The organism is Vibrio sp. 2130-1, assembly GCF_033339515.1.
Genome location: NZ_JAWOUT010000009.1, coordinates 158,084 through 173,810, shown reverse-complemented (window position 1 = coordinate 173,810; position 15,727 = coordinate 158,084). Strand labels below are relative to the sequence as shown.

Sequence of the window (15,727 nt, the reverse complement as noted above, 5' to 3'; positions counted from 1 at the left end):
CTTCTAGACAAATAGTGATTACATTGTTCTCGTCGCGCTACGCTTTGAAAACGGGAAAACTTTACGCGTCAGGTAACGGACGAAGTTCGTCGTATTGCGCATCAAGCTCAATGCCAAAATATTCTTTCAACGCATCCAGGTAGGTTTGACCTGGCTCTAGCTCTATTTCTGTTAGCGCTTCATGATTGGCGCATCTGAGTGTGTAGTTAAGCAGCGTCACCAACCCACTTTCTGTCGCTCTAGCAGCGACCCTTGCGCTAGTAAAACGCGAATTAGGCGAAGTCGAGGTAAAGAAGTTGCTACATGCAATGTCACCAGCAAACACAAACTCTAGGTCAAAGCTGTATAGATTGTTCCACGTGTCCGTTCCATCGGTTGAAAGCACTTGGAGGAAATAACCAAACTGAGCATCTTTGACAAAACGGAAGGTTTGTAAATCCGTCTGAATCACTTGGTCAAGGATAAATGGCAATGGCGCTCGAGGGGTATTGGAGCCAAAACCCACATCGACAATCCATGTTTGTTCCTCTAACGTCACTAACGTGATTTGATGACTACGACCTGTTGGTGTACCAGACACATGTACACGCCCTAGCAAACTTCGTGCTTCAAACCCAAGAGTGTTGAGCACATCAAGCATTAAACCATTTAATTCAAAGCAGTAACCACCGCGAGAGTGGTACACGGTTTTTTGAATAATATCTTCAATCTCAACAGAGACGCCTCGCTGCAATGCGATGTCAAAATTCTCAAACGGCAGGCAACGATGCTGCGCCACGTGAACTCTGTGCAATGACTCCAAATCGGCGGGCAATTCACTAGGCAAGCCTAGCTTGGTTAAATAGGCACTCAGATCCGTCTTATTCATAATCACTCTTACTTAGCTGATGGTTTGACTGTTTTCTACTTTAGCCCCTCTATCTAACTTCAGGTCAATCACCTTTTCCATTTCCCTTCCGCTTTAAGAAGGCATCGCACTCTTTTTACACGCTCACCTTATCATTATTACGCATATGTAAAAATCATTTTCAAAATGGACGGATTATCATTTTTACTGAAACACCTAAAATGAGCACCAACAAAACGACGCAGCGCGGTAAGCAAACCTTAACTACGCTTATTACGTCACTCCATATACTGAAAATATAAAGGAAACATCCAATGTCGCTTGAAATCAAACCTGGTCAAACTCACATAAAATCAAAAGCAATGGTCGCTTGGGCTGCAGGTGAGCCGCTTAAAATGGAAGAAGTTGATGTACAACTTCCAAAAGCCGGCGAAGTGCTAGTACGCATCGTAGCAACTGGGGTTTGTCACACTGACGCATTCACACTATCAGGTGACGATCCAGAAGGTATCTTCCCTTCAATCCTTGGTCACGAAGGTGGCGGTATCGTTGAAATGGTTGGCGAAGGCGTAACAAGCGTTGAAGTTGGCGACCACGTTATCCCACTTTACACTGCTGAATGTGGTGAGTGTAAGTTCTGTAAATCTGGCAAAACGAACCTATGTCAGGCCGTTCGTGAAACTCAAGGTAAAGGCCTAATGCCAGATGGCACAAGCCGATTCTCTATCAACGGCGAAACTATCTTCCACTACATGGGTTGTTCTACTTTCTCTGAGTACACGGTTCTTCCAGAAATCTCACTAGCGAAAGTAAACAAAGAAGCACCACTTGAAGAAGTTTGTCTTCTAGGTTGTGGCGTAACCACTGGTATGGGTGCGGTATTAAACACAGCTAAAGTTGAAAAAGGCGACACAGTGGCAATCTTTGGTCTAGGGGGTATCGGTCTTTCTGCAATCATCGGTGCTCGCATGGCTGGTGCCAGCCGCATCATCGGTGTAGACATCAACGAAAGCAAATTCGACCTAGCGAAACAACTTGGTGCAACTGATTGCATCAACCCACAAAAATTCGACAAGCCAATTCAAGAAGTGATTGTTGAAATGACAGACGGTGGTGTTGACTACTCATTCGAATGTATCGGTAACGTAAACGTGATGCGCCAAGCACTTGAGTGCTGTCACAAAGGTTGGGGTGAGTCAGTCATCATTGGTGTTGCTGGTGCAGGTCAAGAGATCTCAACTCGTCCATTCCAACTGGTAACTGGTCGTGTATGGCGTGGCAGCGCTTTCGGTGGCGTTAAAGGTCGCTCTGAGCTTCCAGAAATCGTAAACCGTTACATGGCTGGTGAATTCGGCTTACAGGAGTTCATTACCCACACAATGGGATTAGCAGACGTCAACAAAGCGTTTGATCTGATGCATGAAGGTAAGAGCATCCGAACGGTTATCCATATGGATCAATAATGCTGCCTCAGGCTCTCCTTTTGGGGAGCCTGAATTCCTTCTGCTAATTAGAGAGTTTATTCATGACCATTGAAAATGTAAGCCAAGCCAAAGTGTTTGGCGGTTGGCACAAGCAATATACACACGAATCCAATGCCCTAAACTGCACCATGCGCTTCGCGATATTCTTGCCACCTAACGCAACGAAATCAAATCCCGTACCCGCGCTATACTGGCTCTCTGGTTTAACGTGTACCGATGAGAACTTTATGCAGAAAGCGGGCGCATTTCGTATGGCGGCCGAGCTTGGCATTGCGATCATTGCACCAGACACAAGTCCGAGAGGCGAAGGTATCGCTGACGACGAAAGCTATGACCTAGGAAAAGGAGCTGGCTTTTACCTTAATGCGACGCAAGCACCTTGGTCACTGCATTACTGCATGTACGACTATGTGACTGAGGAGTTACCTGCGATCATCGAAAGTAACTTCCCAGTCTCTGACGTGAAGTCAATTTCCGGTCACAGTATGGGCGGCCACGGAGCGCTCACCATTGGTCTGAAAAATTCAGAACAGTACCGTTCTATTTCAGCGTTCAGTCCAATCAGTAACCCAATGCAATGCCCTTGGGGACAAAAAGCCTTTACTGCTTACTTAGGCAAGGAGCTTGAAAGCTGGAAGCAATACGATGCAAGTGAACTTCTAAAACAACAACAATCACCATTACCAATTTTGATTGATCAAGGTGATGCTGATGGCTTCTTAAATGAGCAGCTTAGACCGGAAGCGCTGATTGCTGCGGCAAAAATACACGATTCAAACCTAACCTTGAGAATGCAACCAGGCTATGACCATAGCTATTACTTCATCTCAAGCTTTATTGAAGAGCACCTCAACTTCCATGCAAAATATTTGTTTGCATAGTTAAATTAAGTAAGCTCATGAAATAAAAAATAAAGTCACCAAAACTAGGTGACTTTATTTTCTTTACGTACTAACAAATACATATCTGAATATCGATGATTTAAATATGTAAAATAATGTAACTTAAGAACAAATTCGACGTCCCATTTCTCGCCTTATTAAATTCTCATTTCCGACACAGTATCTTTATTAAAAATGATACAAAGTTGCACTAAAAAGCAATTAAATACCGCGAAATCATTACGAAACTCTACCATCATCCCAACACTCTGAGCTTTTAATTAAGAAGCAACTTAATAACCTTGACGTGACGTAAACCGACAGTTATTTTTGAAACATAACGTATTATAAAATCTCATCCGGTTGGCTCTATAATTATAAATAAATTACCGCTAGCACCTTTGTCCTAGCTAAGAAAAAAGAATAAAACTCAAAAGGGCATATGATGAAAAAGATAGTCGCGCTAGGTCTGTTTTTTGTTGCGCCATTCTTGTCTGCAAATACGATCGTATTTAGTAGTAGCCAGCAGCCTAGTGTCATACTGGAACTGGAAGAGATCCAAGCTTTACCTACCACTAGCTACACGATGACATTGCCTTGGCTTCCTGCCTCGTCAGAGTTTTTAGGCGTTAAACTCAGCACGCTTCTTACACACGTCTACGGAAAGGTACCAGAGCAGGTTGATATCAGCAGCTTAAACGACTATCACTCGACATTGTCCCGACAAGATATTCTTCGATATCAACCAATACTGGCTTATCAACAAGATCAGAATTACATAAAAGTCAGGAATAAAGGCCCTTTCTGGGTGATATATCCACTCAATCTCTATCCAGAGCTAAACTACAATAAATATCATGCGCAAATGGTATGGCAAGTAAATGAAATAAAAGAAAAATAATAAGAATGAAGTTATCAGAACCCTATTCTAAGAAACAAAGAATATTGCAATATTCTACCACCAGCAAAATGCTGCTGGTGGTGTTTGCCGTTTCTTTGCTTCTCGCGAATGTCGTGCTTTTACAGCAAACACGTTCACTCTCACAAAATTTTAATAACGAACAAAAACAAGCGACTTGGTTTTTATTCCAACTCTCCAAAGAACTATCAGAACTTGTCGGCGAGGCCAGACGGTTAGATGAAAACGTATTGAATATTGATGGTGCAGAGCTTCAATACGAGTTAGCGTGGAGTCGCTTTGACTTATTGACCAGTAGCACGAAAGCCAATAAGTTCTTTTCTCGGAACAACATGCACCTTTACTTCATTAATCTTTTTGAAGAGTTCAAAGAGCTAGAAAAACAACTAGTAGAAGCTAGAACAGGTGACAGCCAAGCTGCTGCTGCATTTTATCGTTCAACTCAAACACTATATTTAGGCTTAATAGACTTCGTTAATCAAAACTTCCGCCTAAGCAGTAAAGCTTATGAAGCACAAAAAGGTCAAACCCAGCGCTTAATGCAAGCACAATATATGTTGTTTGCGACGTTCGTTTTGTCGATTATCTCTCTAACTTATTTCTTTTATCGTGAATCCCATTTTCATAGAAAATTGGCGCTAAGTGACCCTTTGACGAACCTAGGGAACCGCAATGCACTATTCATAACCCTAAACAAATTTACTCAAGAAAAAAGGCCCTTTTCTCTCTGGATTCTAGATTTAAATGGTTTTAAAGAAGTCAACGACACACACGGACACCAAGTTGGCGACACTGTACTGCGGGAAATCGCTAGGCGGCTTAATTCTATGGCACTCAATGATTTTACTGTTTATCGCATGGGAGGAGATGAGTTCGCGGTTATCCTTGAAGGTGAACATCTCAATGAAGAGAACGTACGTGAGCAGATAAATACCGTCTTTGATGCACAAATATTAAACTCCGATAAAGTCTCAACACTTTCAACAAGCATGGGCTTAGCGCAATACCCTAAAGACAGTGACAATGTTGACTTTCTTATCAGCATAGCGGATAAGCGCATGTACAAAATGAAATTTCAACGTTAAACGGTATATATGATGAGAAAGTTCATGCAAGTACTGCTTCTACTGGCAGTCATTGCGGCAGGTGTGTTGGCTTGGGTATTTATTCCATCGCACGAAACCATCGGGCAAAAAACGCTTGAGCAGGCACTCAACGACGACTACAGCCTCGTTGGACATCGAATCTACTCAACCGATCCGGATGCTGGCAACCGATTCGGCTACTTCGTATTGGCAACGGGCCAGAGCATTGAAGAGCAAGAGCCGTTTTTGGTCACTTCGGATCAGTTTATTCGCATGGAACAAACGGGTGATAACACCTTGTCTGTGACCGTCAATGGCCGTATCTACCAATACCACAACGACTTGTGGGTACCAAAATCGGATGGAAAGTTGCAGCACTTTTTAGTCAGCGCAACTGCCAACTACGTGCGCTAAAAAACGGGAACATTACTCCCCCCTCCCATCACACACAAAAAAACAAAGCCCCGCATGTACTGCGGGGCTTTTTACGTTAAGAAGAAAGTAACATCGAAAGGAGGGCGTTACTTCGCTAACACTTTCTCTTTAATCACTTTGAGTACCCCAGCCTCTTGGTTGCTTGGCGCAGAATAACGAGCGATTTTCTTAATCTCTTCATGCGCATTGGCAACCGCGTACGAATGCTCACTGACTTGCAGCATTTCAAGGTCGTTGAGGTAATCACCAAACGTCATGGTTTCTGCCGGAGTAAAATTCATCGTCTCTTGAAGATGCTTAATGGCCGCGCCTTTAGAGGCCTCGGCATTCATCACATCCAGCCAGATTTTTGCACTCACTACGACTTTATGCGTTGCGCCAAACTTTGCGTTCATGGTCGGGAACAGGAGCTCTTCCGAACCGTCAAAGTGACAAATTGCTACCTTAATAAACTCGTCTTCGACCTCAAGCAAATCCGGCACATATTCACAGCGGTGGTAGTACTTTTGAAATTCTTCCAGCGATTGCTGATCATGCGTTTCGATGTACGCCGAGCGCTTGCCACACAATACGATGTTCGCTCCGTCAATTTCACGAGCCGCTTTCACAATCTCCGCCACTTCCGCTTTAGGAATGGTGCAACTGTAGAGCTCTTTGTCTTGGTACATCACCAAGGTGCCGTTTTCAGCCACATACAACAGTCTGTCTTTGATTGGCGCGAACGTGTCTCGCAGACTGTAATACTGACGACCAGACGCAGCGGAGAACAAAATACCTTGCTCTTCCAGTTGCAAAAACAGATCGAAAAACTCCGGATCCAAACGACCGTATTGGTCAAGCAATGTGCCATCCATATCGGAAGCAATAAATTTGATGCGAACTTGTGACATTAACTAAAACTCTAAATGACGCTGCGAAAATATATCCATGTAAGGTACAGGATCTTGTATGAATCTCAAGTCGGGATGACGACGCCTTTCGCTATTACCAAGGATGCTGTTTAAAGTAATCTTCACTGTGATCGATGAAAGCTCTCACCGCAGGAGACAAGTGTTTACGTGATGAATACAGCGCGTAAATGTTGAGATCATTTGGCTTCCAATCCGGCAACACCGACTCAAGCTGACCCGATTTGAGATAGATATTGCTCAAGTAAGTTGGCAACATCGAAATACCCATGCCTTGTAAAGCGCCATGCAATAACGCCGTGGCCTCATTGCTGGTTAGGCGACACTCAATTCCCACCGATTCGAACTGGTCGCCCTGAGACAAATGCCACACGTGACGCTCAAAGTTTTTGTATCCCAAACAGTCGTGTGAAGATAAATCTCGCGGATGCGCGATCGCGTGGTGAGTTTGCAAATATTGCGGTGATGCTACCAACACCGATTCGCACACCGCAATCGGCTTACCAATCAAAGAAGGATCGGGATCTGACGCAATTCGGATCGCCAGATCGATACGTTGTTCGGTTAGATCACTCACTGAATCTTGCAGATCTATGTCGATATGCACTTTGGGGTGCTTTTGCATAAAACTGTTTACTACGGGGATCAACTGTGAGAATCCAAATGAAGTACTAGACGCAAGACGGATTTTTCCGGACAGCTCACCATCAGCGGCAATGTTCGACGTTAATGTATCGGCCTGTTTTAACCAGCGCTCAATCTGAGGCAAGCTGCGCTCCCCTGCGGTGGTGAGCGACACCTTGCGCGTAGTGCGGTGCAACAAACGAGTTTGCAGCCAGTTCTCCATCGCCTCTACATAACGAGTTACCATTGGCCGAGACATGTCTAACCGCTCGGCGGTCGCGGTAAAACTGCCAGAATACACCACATCTACAAATACTCTTGCTGCCGTTACTCTGTCCATACATTTGATCGAAATAAGAAATAGTGATGCACATTATTGTGTATTTTTCCGAGCGTATCAATTTCCTAATATAGCTCCCGTTCCCAAGCCATGGTCGCTTGGCCCCAAATTCTTTAGGAGCTTATTATGAAAAAATTCACTTTGATTGCTGCATCCATTTTAATGGCAAGCCCTGTTCTAGCGGCAAACCACTCTCCCCTTACTCTTGAGGTTTACAACGCCGACGGTAACAGCTTCCACGTAAACTCAACCTTGGTATACGGTGAGACTGACGCCATGGTTATCGACACTGGATTCACCAAAGCTGACGCGATGCGCATTGCCGCTAAAGTTCTGGACTCAGGCAAAACACTTAAAACCATTTTTATCAGTCAAGCGGACCCAGATTACTACTTTGGCGCAGAGGCCTTACACCAACAGTTCCCTGATGCGCAGATCATCACAACGCCTGCGGTTCAAAAAATTATTAAAGAGAAATTGGCTGGAAAGCTGGCGTACTGGGGACCAAAGCTTGGCGCAAACGCACCGGTAAAACCAGTGATCCCTGTCGCGTACGATAAAGCATCATTAGAGCTAGAAGGTCATAAGATTGAAATCCGTGGCAACCATGGCACATCAGCACACCGCCCTTACCTATGGATTCCAGATAACAAAGCTATTCTAGGTAACGTAGCCGTGTACTCAAACGTACATTTGTGGATGGCCGATGCCGCTGACCAAACCGCTATCAATGCTTGGGAGCAGCAGCTTAGCGAGATGCTTGCGCTTAAACCTCAAGTGGTCATTCCTGGTCACATGAAAGCAGGTACAAAGCTGAACGCAGACACCATTCGCTACTCGCAACAATACTTGCAGGATTTTCAGCAAGCGAAAAAACACAGCAATAACAGCGTTCAACTCATTGACACCATGTCAGCGAAATACCCAGAAGCTCAATTGCCAATCGCGCTAGAAATCGGTGCAAAAGTGCATACTGGTGAAATGTCATGGTAACCGTGCATTACTTCTTCGATCCCATGTGTGGTTGGTGCTACGGGGCATCACCACTCATCGAAGCCTTGATGGACGCCTCTCAATTTAAGGTAGAGCTTCATCCCGGCGGTATGATTGAGAAACGCGCGATTGAATCTGAATTTCGTCAGCACATCATCAACAGTGACGCTCGTATCGCAACCGAAACCGGAGCAACGTTTGGTGAGGCATATTTGCAACGAGTGAAAAGCGAAGATGCGTTTGTTCTTGATTCTTACCTACCAACACAAGCGATCTTGAGTGCGGAGAAAATGGGGCTGAATCCATGGCACATGCTAAAGGCCATCCAATCCGCGCATTATCAGCTCGGGTTAAAAGTGAATGAAGCATCGACGCTCAAAGCCATTGCAGAATCGCTAGGTTTAGCAAACGATGCGTGGGAGCAAAACATGGCGTTAAGCGAAGCCGAACTAAACGAGAGAATTCGCTCTAGCCGACAGTTGATGCGCCAGTTACACGTTGGTGGTTATCCAACCCTGATTACAGAAGTAAATGGCGAGTACTTGACCTTGCCGCACTCGACCTACTACGACAAACCGGCACAGTGGAAGCTTGCATTACAAAAACTGCAATAAGCGCTTCCCCACTCGCTCTTGTTCTTAATCCAAGAGCGAGTGCCAACACCGACATGGCAATCCTGACTCAAACAGGTACAATCCTCGCTCGAATTTTTACTCGCGCGGATACCCACCATGCACTCGCCTGAACATTGTTTTACTCGTTTTACTGCTGATACTTCTGACTATGAATTACCAACGCAGTTTACGTTTCCGTTCTACTACACGCCGCATCCTCTTTGCGTTATGGCCGCAAAGCAATTGCAGCAGCACTTATTAGCGCAAACCGACTTCGAACACGATTTTGGTTTGGTTAATGAAGAAACGGGGCGAGGCAAAATGTTTGGCGTATTGCTGGTAGAAAGCCCTCAAGGCGAGCTCGGCTTTTTAAGTGCGTTTTCTGGCAAAATTGCTGACCAAAACTTGATTCCAGGATTTGTCCCTCCTGTGTACGACATGCTGGCCGATGAAGGCTTCTTCCGCGCAGAAACGGATGCCATCAACGCCGCCAATGCGGAGTACAAAACCTGTGCCGCGAATCCGGAATTGGCGGATCTTAAAGCGCAAATACAAGCCGACCGAGCCGCTTATCAACAAGAAGAGCAAACACAGCGCCAAGTGATGATTGACGGCCGCGCCGCTCGCAAACGACAGCGTCAACAGGGCGAGCAAACGCTCAATGCCGATGATCTCAAAATCTTGTTGGATGAGTTGGGTAAGCAAAGTGTCACCGAGAAAAACGTTCTCAAATACTTAAAGCAAGCGTGGGATGAAAAGCTTGCAATCAAAGAAGCGCGCTTGGCCGAGTTAGAGCAGCAACTTGCTCATCTGAAAGAGCAGCGCAAAACACTCTCCAACGCTTTACAGCACAAACTGCATAAACAGTACCGCTTTCTAAACAGCCATGGCGAAACACGCGACTTGGTGGACATTTTTGCGGACACCACAAACCCAGTACCACCAGCAGGTGCAGGGGAATGTGCTGCGCCAAAACTGCTTCAATACGCGTTTAAACACGGATTCAAACCGCTGGCGTTGGCAGAATTTTGGTGGGGTGTGTCGCCAAAGTCTGAAGTTCGCCAACACAAAAAGTTCTACCCATCGTGTAATAGCAAATGTCAGCCGATTTTAGGCCATATGATGCAAGGGCTGGACGTCGAACCCAACCCATTAGCGGAGAATTGGGCAGAAGACAAAGAGCTGGAGATAATCTACCAAGACGACGCTATGGTCGTCGTCAACAAGCCCTCGGGCTTACTTTCAGTGCCTGGTAAAACTATCAAGGACTCTGCTTATACGCGCCTACAAGCGATGTACCCTGATGTGGAAGGGCCGTTTGTGATTCATCGCCTCGACATGGCGACCTCTGGCATTTTGGTGTTTGCCTTAACCAAGCGCGCGAACAAAAGTCTGCAAAAACAGTTTATGGCTCGCGGCGTAAAAAAACGTTATATGGCAATGCTCGAAGGCGTATTAAACGAGCCTGAAGGGGAAATCTCACTGCCAATGCGTGGTGACCCTGACGACCGCCCACGTCAACTGGTGTGTTTTGAACACGGGAAACATGCAGAAACCTACTGGCAACTGATTGACGTCAAAGATGGGCGCAGCAAGGTATACATGTATCCGAAAACCGGGCGTACTCACCAACTACGTGTACACAGTGCTCATCACATGGGGTTAAACATGCCGATGGTTGGTGATGGTTTATACGGCGAAAAAGCCAACCGCTTACACCTGCATGCTGAGATGCTAGAGCTGGATCATCCATACAGCAAAGAGCGCATGGTGTTCAAAGCTGAGTGCGAATTCTAACGTCTTCCCGATTTTAAATAACAAAAAGGCACTGACTAACAGTGCCTTTTTTGGTTTCTAACAACAGAATAGGCGTGATGCGCAATACCGAAAACCGTTAGCTCACCTTAAACTTGGTCCACACCTGAGAGCGCCAACGTCTTGCCATGATGATACCACGTACCCATTCATCGAGTGCGATTGCCATCCAAGCCCCTAAAACGCCATAACCCAAGTGGATACCAAAGATGTAAGAGAAAAGCACGCCTAGTCCCCACATACTCAAAATCCCCATTTGCACTGGGAACTTGATGTCACCCGCGCCTTTGAGCCCCGCGATAAAAATCAGGTTAAACACACGTCCGGCCTCGAGCAAAATTGAGCCCATGACTAACGAACCTGCCAATGCGAGTATCTCTGGTTGATCGGTAAATACGCGCAGAATCTCTTCTCTAAACAGGTAAATCAGTGTGGTTGCCGCCGTTGATGCCACAAATCCCACTAAGAAGTAGATTTGTACGCGTTTTAAAATGCTGCTCACCCAACCTTTACCGATGTAGTAACCAGTCTGAATTTGCGCTGCCTGACCAATTGCCAACGCGAAAGCAAACGAGAAACGGGCAATGTTTTGCGCATAAGTGAAAGCCGCCAACGATGCCGTCCCCATTTGCACCACAAAGTACACAATGCAGATTTGCGCCACGTTGTAAGACAGCACCTCACCCGCGTTCATGCCGCCGATTTTTAAGATCTTTTTGTAAATCTCTGCCGGTACTTGTTTCATAGTCGACATTGGTAGTTCAATGCTACTGCGAGCGAGAATAAACCATAACATTAACGTACCGATGACTTGGCTGACGACGGTTGCTATTGCTACACCTTGCACACCATACACAGGTAAACCGAATGGCTGGTAAAGCGCAATATAGTTACCAATGATGTTGAACACACCCGAGATCAAATTCACCACCATTGGGGAACGTGAATAACCATGACTACGCAGAATAGTTGTAAAAACAACGCCAATCGTAACGTTAAACGTCATCGCACCGCTTATCAGCAGATATTCATGAGCGTACTGCTCGACTTGCGCTTCCAAGCCGTAATACGGGAGTAGATATATCGCACCAAGCACGGCAATCACACTCAATAGCACACCGACGAGCACAGACAACGCAATACTCGCAACACCAACGCTCACTGACTCTTGCTCGCGTCCAGCGCCATTGTATTGGGCAATCAAAATCCCCGTACCGCTACTGACAAAGGTCGAAACGATGATTAAAAAGAAGGTAATCTGCGTGATCACACCAACAGCGGATACGGCTTTGTCTGAGTAGCCACTCAGCATGAACACGTCACTGGTTCCTAAAGCCGTCCGTAGCAAAATTTCGACAAGAATTGGCCAAGCTAATGCCACGATGGACATTCGTTGGTTGATGTTTTGGCTTTTAGGCATGCTTGTAACCTTTCCTACAACTAAAAACTGCCTCACAATATTTGTGAAGCAGTTTAAAAATAGTGACTCGAACGAAGCTCGATATGAGGTTGTGATTTAGCGCGGATTCTAGTCGCATATTGGTCATAACGACAACAATATTTCGCCCTGTTTCGGAAAAATATTTCTAATGCATTTTCGAAACGACATATGCCTTGACGATACGTAGAGCAGAGATTGGTGAACAATACTCTCAATCAACGAGCACCGAACAGAATCAGGATAATCAATAGAAATATCTCCAACTAGATACATTACTTTGAGTTATCAGTCCAACCATATAGAGCCATGAAGAACCGTCATGAAAACCTGCATGCGCCACCATTCCTCTTTGAACACTCGCACCAAATCACACTGATGGCTTTGCACTAAAAATGACTGATATCACATTTGGAAACTTTGTTGTTCTATTTATCGCGAAAATACCGCCTAGAATAAGCGTACACGTTAATTAAGCAAGGATACGTAATGTCGACATTGGCTGGGGCGCGCTTAGAAGAAATGGCGGACATCCGCTCAACAAGAAAAAAGAAAATTGTCTTTTTATGCTCCAGTATCGCCGCTGCCTGTTTAACTTATGGTTCCATTGCTCAATCACTTGAGAATAACTGGGGTTTAAGCTTTTTCCATGCTTTGTGTGCCTTGGCATGCTTAGCAATCAGTTATGTAATAAAAGTCCAGCGGCACCATCAATACGCCGACTTATGGCTAAGTGCTGTCTTAATGTTCGAAGGGTTATTGTTACTTCTGTATAACGACGCTCCGTCAGGCAAAATGTTATGGCTATATCCTATTGTCGCCACTCTGGTATTAATTAATGAGTTTAAGGTCGGTCTGTTGTTCAGTGGCACCTACATTTTACTGATCTTTTTTGGGGTCGCTTTTTTAGATCGACTGCCAGCAGCCACAGAAATCATAGAGCGGAGATTGATGCTGACCCTGATAGCGACCGCGTTTGTGTGTCACACGTTCTCGTATTACTACACGAAAGTCCTCAATTACATTCAAACACTGTATCGTGAGGGGATTGAGGAGTTAGCATATTTTGACCAGCTCACTGGGCTTGCCAATCGCTGGAGCTTTGAGACTTGGGCGCGCGCAAAGCTCGATGAAATCAAGCACTCATCTGATGACAGCATCACCGCATTGGTCTTTCTCGATATCGATAACTTCAAGCACATCAACGACACCTACGGGCACGATATTGGTGACCAAGTACTTCAAGCCTTTGCAACTCGATTAAAAAATAACATTCGCAACAAAGACAGAAAAACCGATAAACACGACTACTCCATCGCTCGATTTGCTGGCGATGAGTTTGTAATCATGCTTTACGATGTAAAAAGTAAAGATGACCTCGACAGCATCCTAAAACGGATCGTGAATCTGTTTCCGACAGGTTACCGAAGCTACGATATGATTAACGAGTTAACGATGAGTGTAGGTGCTGCTATCTATAAGCAAGATGCAAAGGATTTGTCTGAATTGACTCGATGTGCAGATAAAGCAATGTACGCAGCTAAACATACTGGTAAAAACCAGTACGCCTTTTATGAGCACTGCAATACTGAAGAACAGTCAACATCTGATGCACCAGCGGTACCAGAAGCTTGCTAATGACTAAGCGAACACATGCATCACCCAAAGCCCCATAACGAGGAATACGATTAACCACACTACTTGCAACGTTCTGTTCGGCTTGTCTTGCTGACGAGTGGGGTGATCTTTAAACGCACGGCCCTTCATTTTGCCCATTAAGCTCTTTCCTAGAGCACGTCGATAAAATTCACGTCTCTTATGAGCGGCATTGGCAACTTCGGTAAAGCGCTGTCTTTGCTCATTGGTGAGATCTTTATCCTCGTAACGAGGAGGGAGATCAGAATGCTTGCGTTGTACTGCCATCACTTCCTCCCTGGTCGATGGGTACATTTTTATTAAGTATATACCCAAATAACCAAAAAGATGCGTTATAAGTGAAGCACATAGACGAAAAAACCACCCGAAGGTGGTTTTATGACGAGCAACAAATGAACGCTAGAAGTACTCACATAAATACGCAGTCGCTTCTTTCACTTGAAGCTCAAATGAAGAATTACCTTCCACTTCAAAAAACTCACCACTTTGATAAGTCGTCCAATCGCTCTCGCCAACACGCTTGACCACAAGCGCACCTTTTACAACCGTCATACGCTCTGGTGCTTGAGTACCAAACGTGTACTCACCAGGAAGCATCACACCAACGCTAACATCCTGATCTTTCTGGTTAAAGCCTAGTGATTTTACACTACCAGCAAAATAGCTATTTTCCTTAATATTCATTATTGGTTTCCTTATCAAAAGTCCGCTCTTTTTTACCTTGTTTCTTTCCGTTACTCAAGCTTTGAAAGCCATTAAACTCAACGTAATAACGCACATCCTTTGCTACTGAGCGAGAACCTCTTTTCACGAGGATTAATCAGGCGACCTAAACCGAGCAAGAAAAACTGCGAAGTAATGAATGTGAGCAAACAACAAAACCATCAATAAGATGTGTATCTGAATGTAAAAGTGGACATTAGATCATAGTTTCGTCGTCTCAATGGCGGGATTGTTTGTTTTTAAAAAGGAAGGTTTCCACCATGTTAAAAAAGTGGAGAAAATTAGATCTATGACGTACTCAACCCGCCGAAGGCGAAAAGCACGACAAGAACCAAAACTTTCATTTTTGGCTCGCCACCAATCCAAAATCCTCAAGAGTACATTTGTCTGCTTCGGGATGGGTCTGTTGACGCTTTTTGGCTATCAAATCCACCTCTCCTATCAAGACCACATTGATCCGGAAAAGGTGTACGGCGAATGGATTGAGATTGGCGCGCCACCCTACCAAACAGAACGTCTCGTTTTCACTGAAGATGGGGTATACCGAAACCATCGACTTATTACTACGGAATTTGAATTCGATGGCAAGGTCATCACGTTGAATACCGGATTAGGAAAGACCGCGTATCAGATCTCGGGCTCTCATCTTTCACCTCAAATACGCCGTATTGAGCCTCTTATTCCAGATCAGCGATTCATTCGTAAAGGATTTGAGCATACCGTTCAGGGCTCAGAAACCGGCGCAGCCTCTAAACGTCGCGCGGCGTTGAGTGAACACTTCAGCCGTGACTAATATGTCTTCACGGCTATTTTTCCTTTCAATTCTCTTTCTATATCAATGAAACAAAACCTTAATAAACAACAAAATAAGGCCTTCATCGCATTTAACTAACTCGTTACTGAGTAAACAATAATTTTAGTTTCTGCTGAGATTTTATAAATTATTGACTCAGTCTGACACTTTC

General features: G+C 44.9%; 16 protein-coding genes. 10 read left to right on the top strand and 6 right to left on the bottom strand.

Annotation, left to right across the window (positions count from 1 at the left end; all coding sequences use genetic code 11):
- Nucleotides 1-61: 61 nt before the first annotated feature.
- Nucleotides 62-868 (bottom strand): arylamine N-acetyltransferase, encoded by an 807-nt coding sequence (locus tag R7Q09_RS15390; protein WP_318070965.1) that lies wholly within the window; start codon nucleotides 866-868, stop codon nucleotides 62-64.
- Nucleotides 869-1,161: 293 nt separating this feature from the next.
- Here R7Q09_RS15390 and R7Q09_RS15385 point away from each other — a divergent pair, with 293 nt between their 5' ends.
- The 5 genes from R7Q09_RS15385 (at nucleotide 1,162) to R7Q09_RS15365 (ending at nucleotide 5,630) form a co-directional block, all read left to right on the top strand.
- Nucleotides 1,162-2,310, top strand: coding sequence for an S-(hydroxymethyl)glutathione dehydrogenase/class III alcohol dehydrogenase (locus R7Q09_RS15385; protein WP_017821027.1), 1,149 nt, complete (start codon nucleotides 1,162-1,164; stop codon nucleotides 2,308-2,310).
- A 62-nt stretch (nucleotides 2,311-2,372) separates the two neighbouring features.
- Nucleotides 2,373-3,212, top strand: a complete 840-nt coding sequence (fghA, locus tag R7Q09_RS15380) for an S-formylglutathione hydrolase (RefSeq protein ID WP_064354455.1) — start codon at nucleotides 2,373-2,375, stop codon at nucleotides 3,210-3,212.
- Nucleotides 3,213-3,657: 445 nt separating this feature from the next.
- Nucleotides 3,658-4,113, top strand: coding sequence for a hypothetical protein (locus tag R7Q09_RS15375; protein WP_005374384.1), 456 nt, complete (start codon nucleotides 3,658-3,660; stop codon nucleotides 4,111-4,113).
- Between the two features lie 5 nt (nucleotides 4,114-4,118).
- Nucleotides 4,119-5,216, top strand: coding sequence for a GGDEF domain-containing protein (locus R7Q09_RS15370; protein ID WP_005383270.1), 1,098 nt, complete (start codon nucleotides 4,119-4,121; stop codon nucleotides 5,214-5,216).
- 24 nt (nucleotides 5,217-5,240) lie between these two features.
- On the top strand, nucleotides 5,241-5,630 hold the full coding sequence (locus R7Q09_RS15365; protein WP_005464976.1) for a hypothetical protein: 390 nt from the start codon (nucleotides 5,241-5,243) through the stop codon (nucleotides 5,628-5,630).
- A gap of 107 nt (nucleotides 5,631-5,737) precedes the next feature.
- On the opposite strand, the gene R7Q09_RS15360 is transcribed toward R7Q09_RS15365, so the two are convergent.
- Both R7Q09_RS15360 and R7Q09_RS15355 read right to left on the bottom strand, forming a co-directional pair.
- Complete coding sequence (locus R7Q09_RS15360) at nucleotides 5,738-6,541, bottom strand: HAD family hydrolase (RefSeq protein WP_318070964.1); 804 nt, start codon at nucleotides 6,539-6,541, stop codon at nucleotides 5,738-5,740.
- A 94-nt stretch (nucleotides 6,542-6,635) separates the two neighbouring features.
- Complete coding sequence (locus R7Q09_RS15355; RefSeq protein WP_064354454.1) at nucleotides 6,636-7,523, bottom strand: LysR family transcriptional regulator; 888 nt, start codon at nucleotides 7,521-7,523, stop codon at nucleotides 6,636-6,638.
- Between the two features lie 126 nt (nucleotides 7,524-7,649).
- Between R7Q09_RS15355 and R7Q09_RS15350 the strand changes: the two genes are divergently transcribed.
- From R7Q09_RS15350 to R7Q09_RS15340, 3 genes are all read left to right on the top strand, one after another.
- Nucleotides 7,650-8,516 (top strand): MBL fold metallo-hydrolase, encoded by an 867-nt coding sequence (locus R7Q09_RS15350; protein WP_017633829.1) that lies wholly within the window; start codon nucleotides 7,650-7,652, stop codon nucleotides 8,514-8,516.
- Entirely contained in the window at nucleotides 8,510-9,130 is a 621-nt protein-coding gene (locus R7Q09_RS15345) for a DsbA family protein (RefSeq protein ID WP_318070962.1), read from the top strand. The genes R7Q09_RS15350 and R7Q09_RS15345 overlap by 7 nt, the downstream gene beginning before the upstream one ends.
- Nucleotides 9,131-9,247: 117 nt before the next feature.
- The gene (locus R7Q09_RS15340; protein WP_318070961.1) at nucleotides 9,248-10,927 is read left to right on the top strand and encodes an RluA family pseudouridine synthase; all 1,680 of its coding nucleotides are present in this window, start codon (nucleotides 9,248-9,250) and stop codon (nucleotides 10,925-10,927) included.
- A 97-nt stretch (nucleotides 10,928-11,024) separates the two neighbouring features.
- Here R7Q09_RS15340 and R7Q09_RS15335 read toward each other — a convergent pair whose 3' ends face one another.
- The gene (locus tag R7Q09_RS15335) at nucleotides 11,025-12,365 is read right to left on the bottom strand and encodes an MATE family efflux transporter (RefSeq protein ID WP_025768746.1); all 1,341 of its coding nucleotides are present in this window, start codon (nucleotides 12,363-12,365) and stop codon (nucleotides 11,025-11,027) included.
- A gap of 507 nt (nucleotides 12,366-12,872) precedes the next feature.
- Here R7Q09_RS15335 and R7Q09_RS15330 point away from each other — a divergent pair.
- Nucleotides 12,873-14,021, top strand: a complete 1,149-nt coding sequence (locus R7Q09_RS15330; RefSeq protein ID WP_053308037.1) for a GGDEF domain-containing protein — start codon at nucleotides 12,873-12,875, stop codon at nucleotides 14,019-14,021.
- Between the two features lie 3 nt (nucleotides 14,022-14,024).
- On the opposite strand, the gene R7Q09_RS15325 is transcribed toward R7Q09_RS15330, so the two are convergent.
- Both R7Q09_RS15325 and R7Q09_RS15320 read right to left on the bottom strand, forming a co-directional pair.
- Complete coding sequence (locus R7Q09_RS15325) at nucleotides 14,025-14,306, bottom strand: hypothetical protein (protein WP_213873643.1); 282 nt, start codon at nucleotides 14,304-14,306, stop codon at nucleotides 14,025-14,027.
- A 132-nt stretch (nucleotides 14,307-14,438) separates the two neighbouring features.
- Nucleotides 14,439-14,723: a pyrimidine/purine nucleoside phosphorylase gene (locus R7Q09_RS15320; RefSeq protein WP_005383244.1), complete on the bottom strand. Its 285-nt coding sequence runs from the start codon at nucleotides 14,721-14,723 to the stop codon at nucleotides 14,439-14,441.
- 328 nt (nucleotides 14,724-15,051) lie between these two features.
- Here R7Q09_RS15320 and R7Q09_RS15315 point away from each other — a divergent pair, with 328 nt between their 5' ends.
- Nucleotides 15,052-15,555, top strand: coding sequence for a DUF2850 domain-containing protein (locus R7Q09_RS15315; RefSeq protein ID WP_262653099.1), 504 nt, complete (start codon nucleotides 15,052-15,054; stop codon nucleotides 15,553-15,555).
- Nucleotides 15,556-15,727 lie beyond the last annotated feature (172 nt).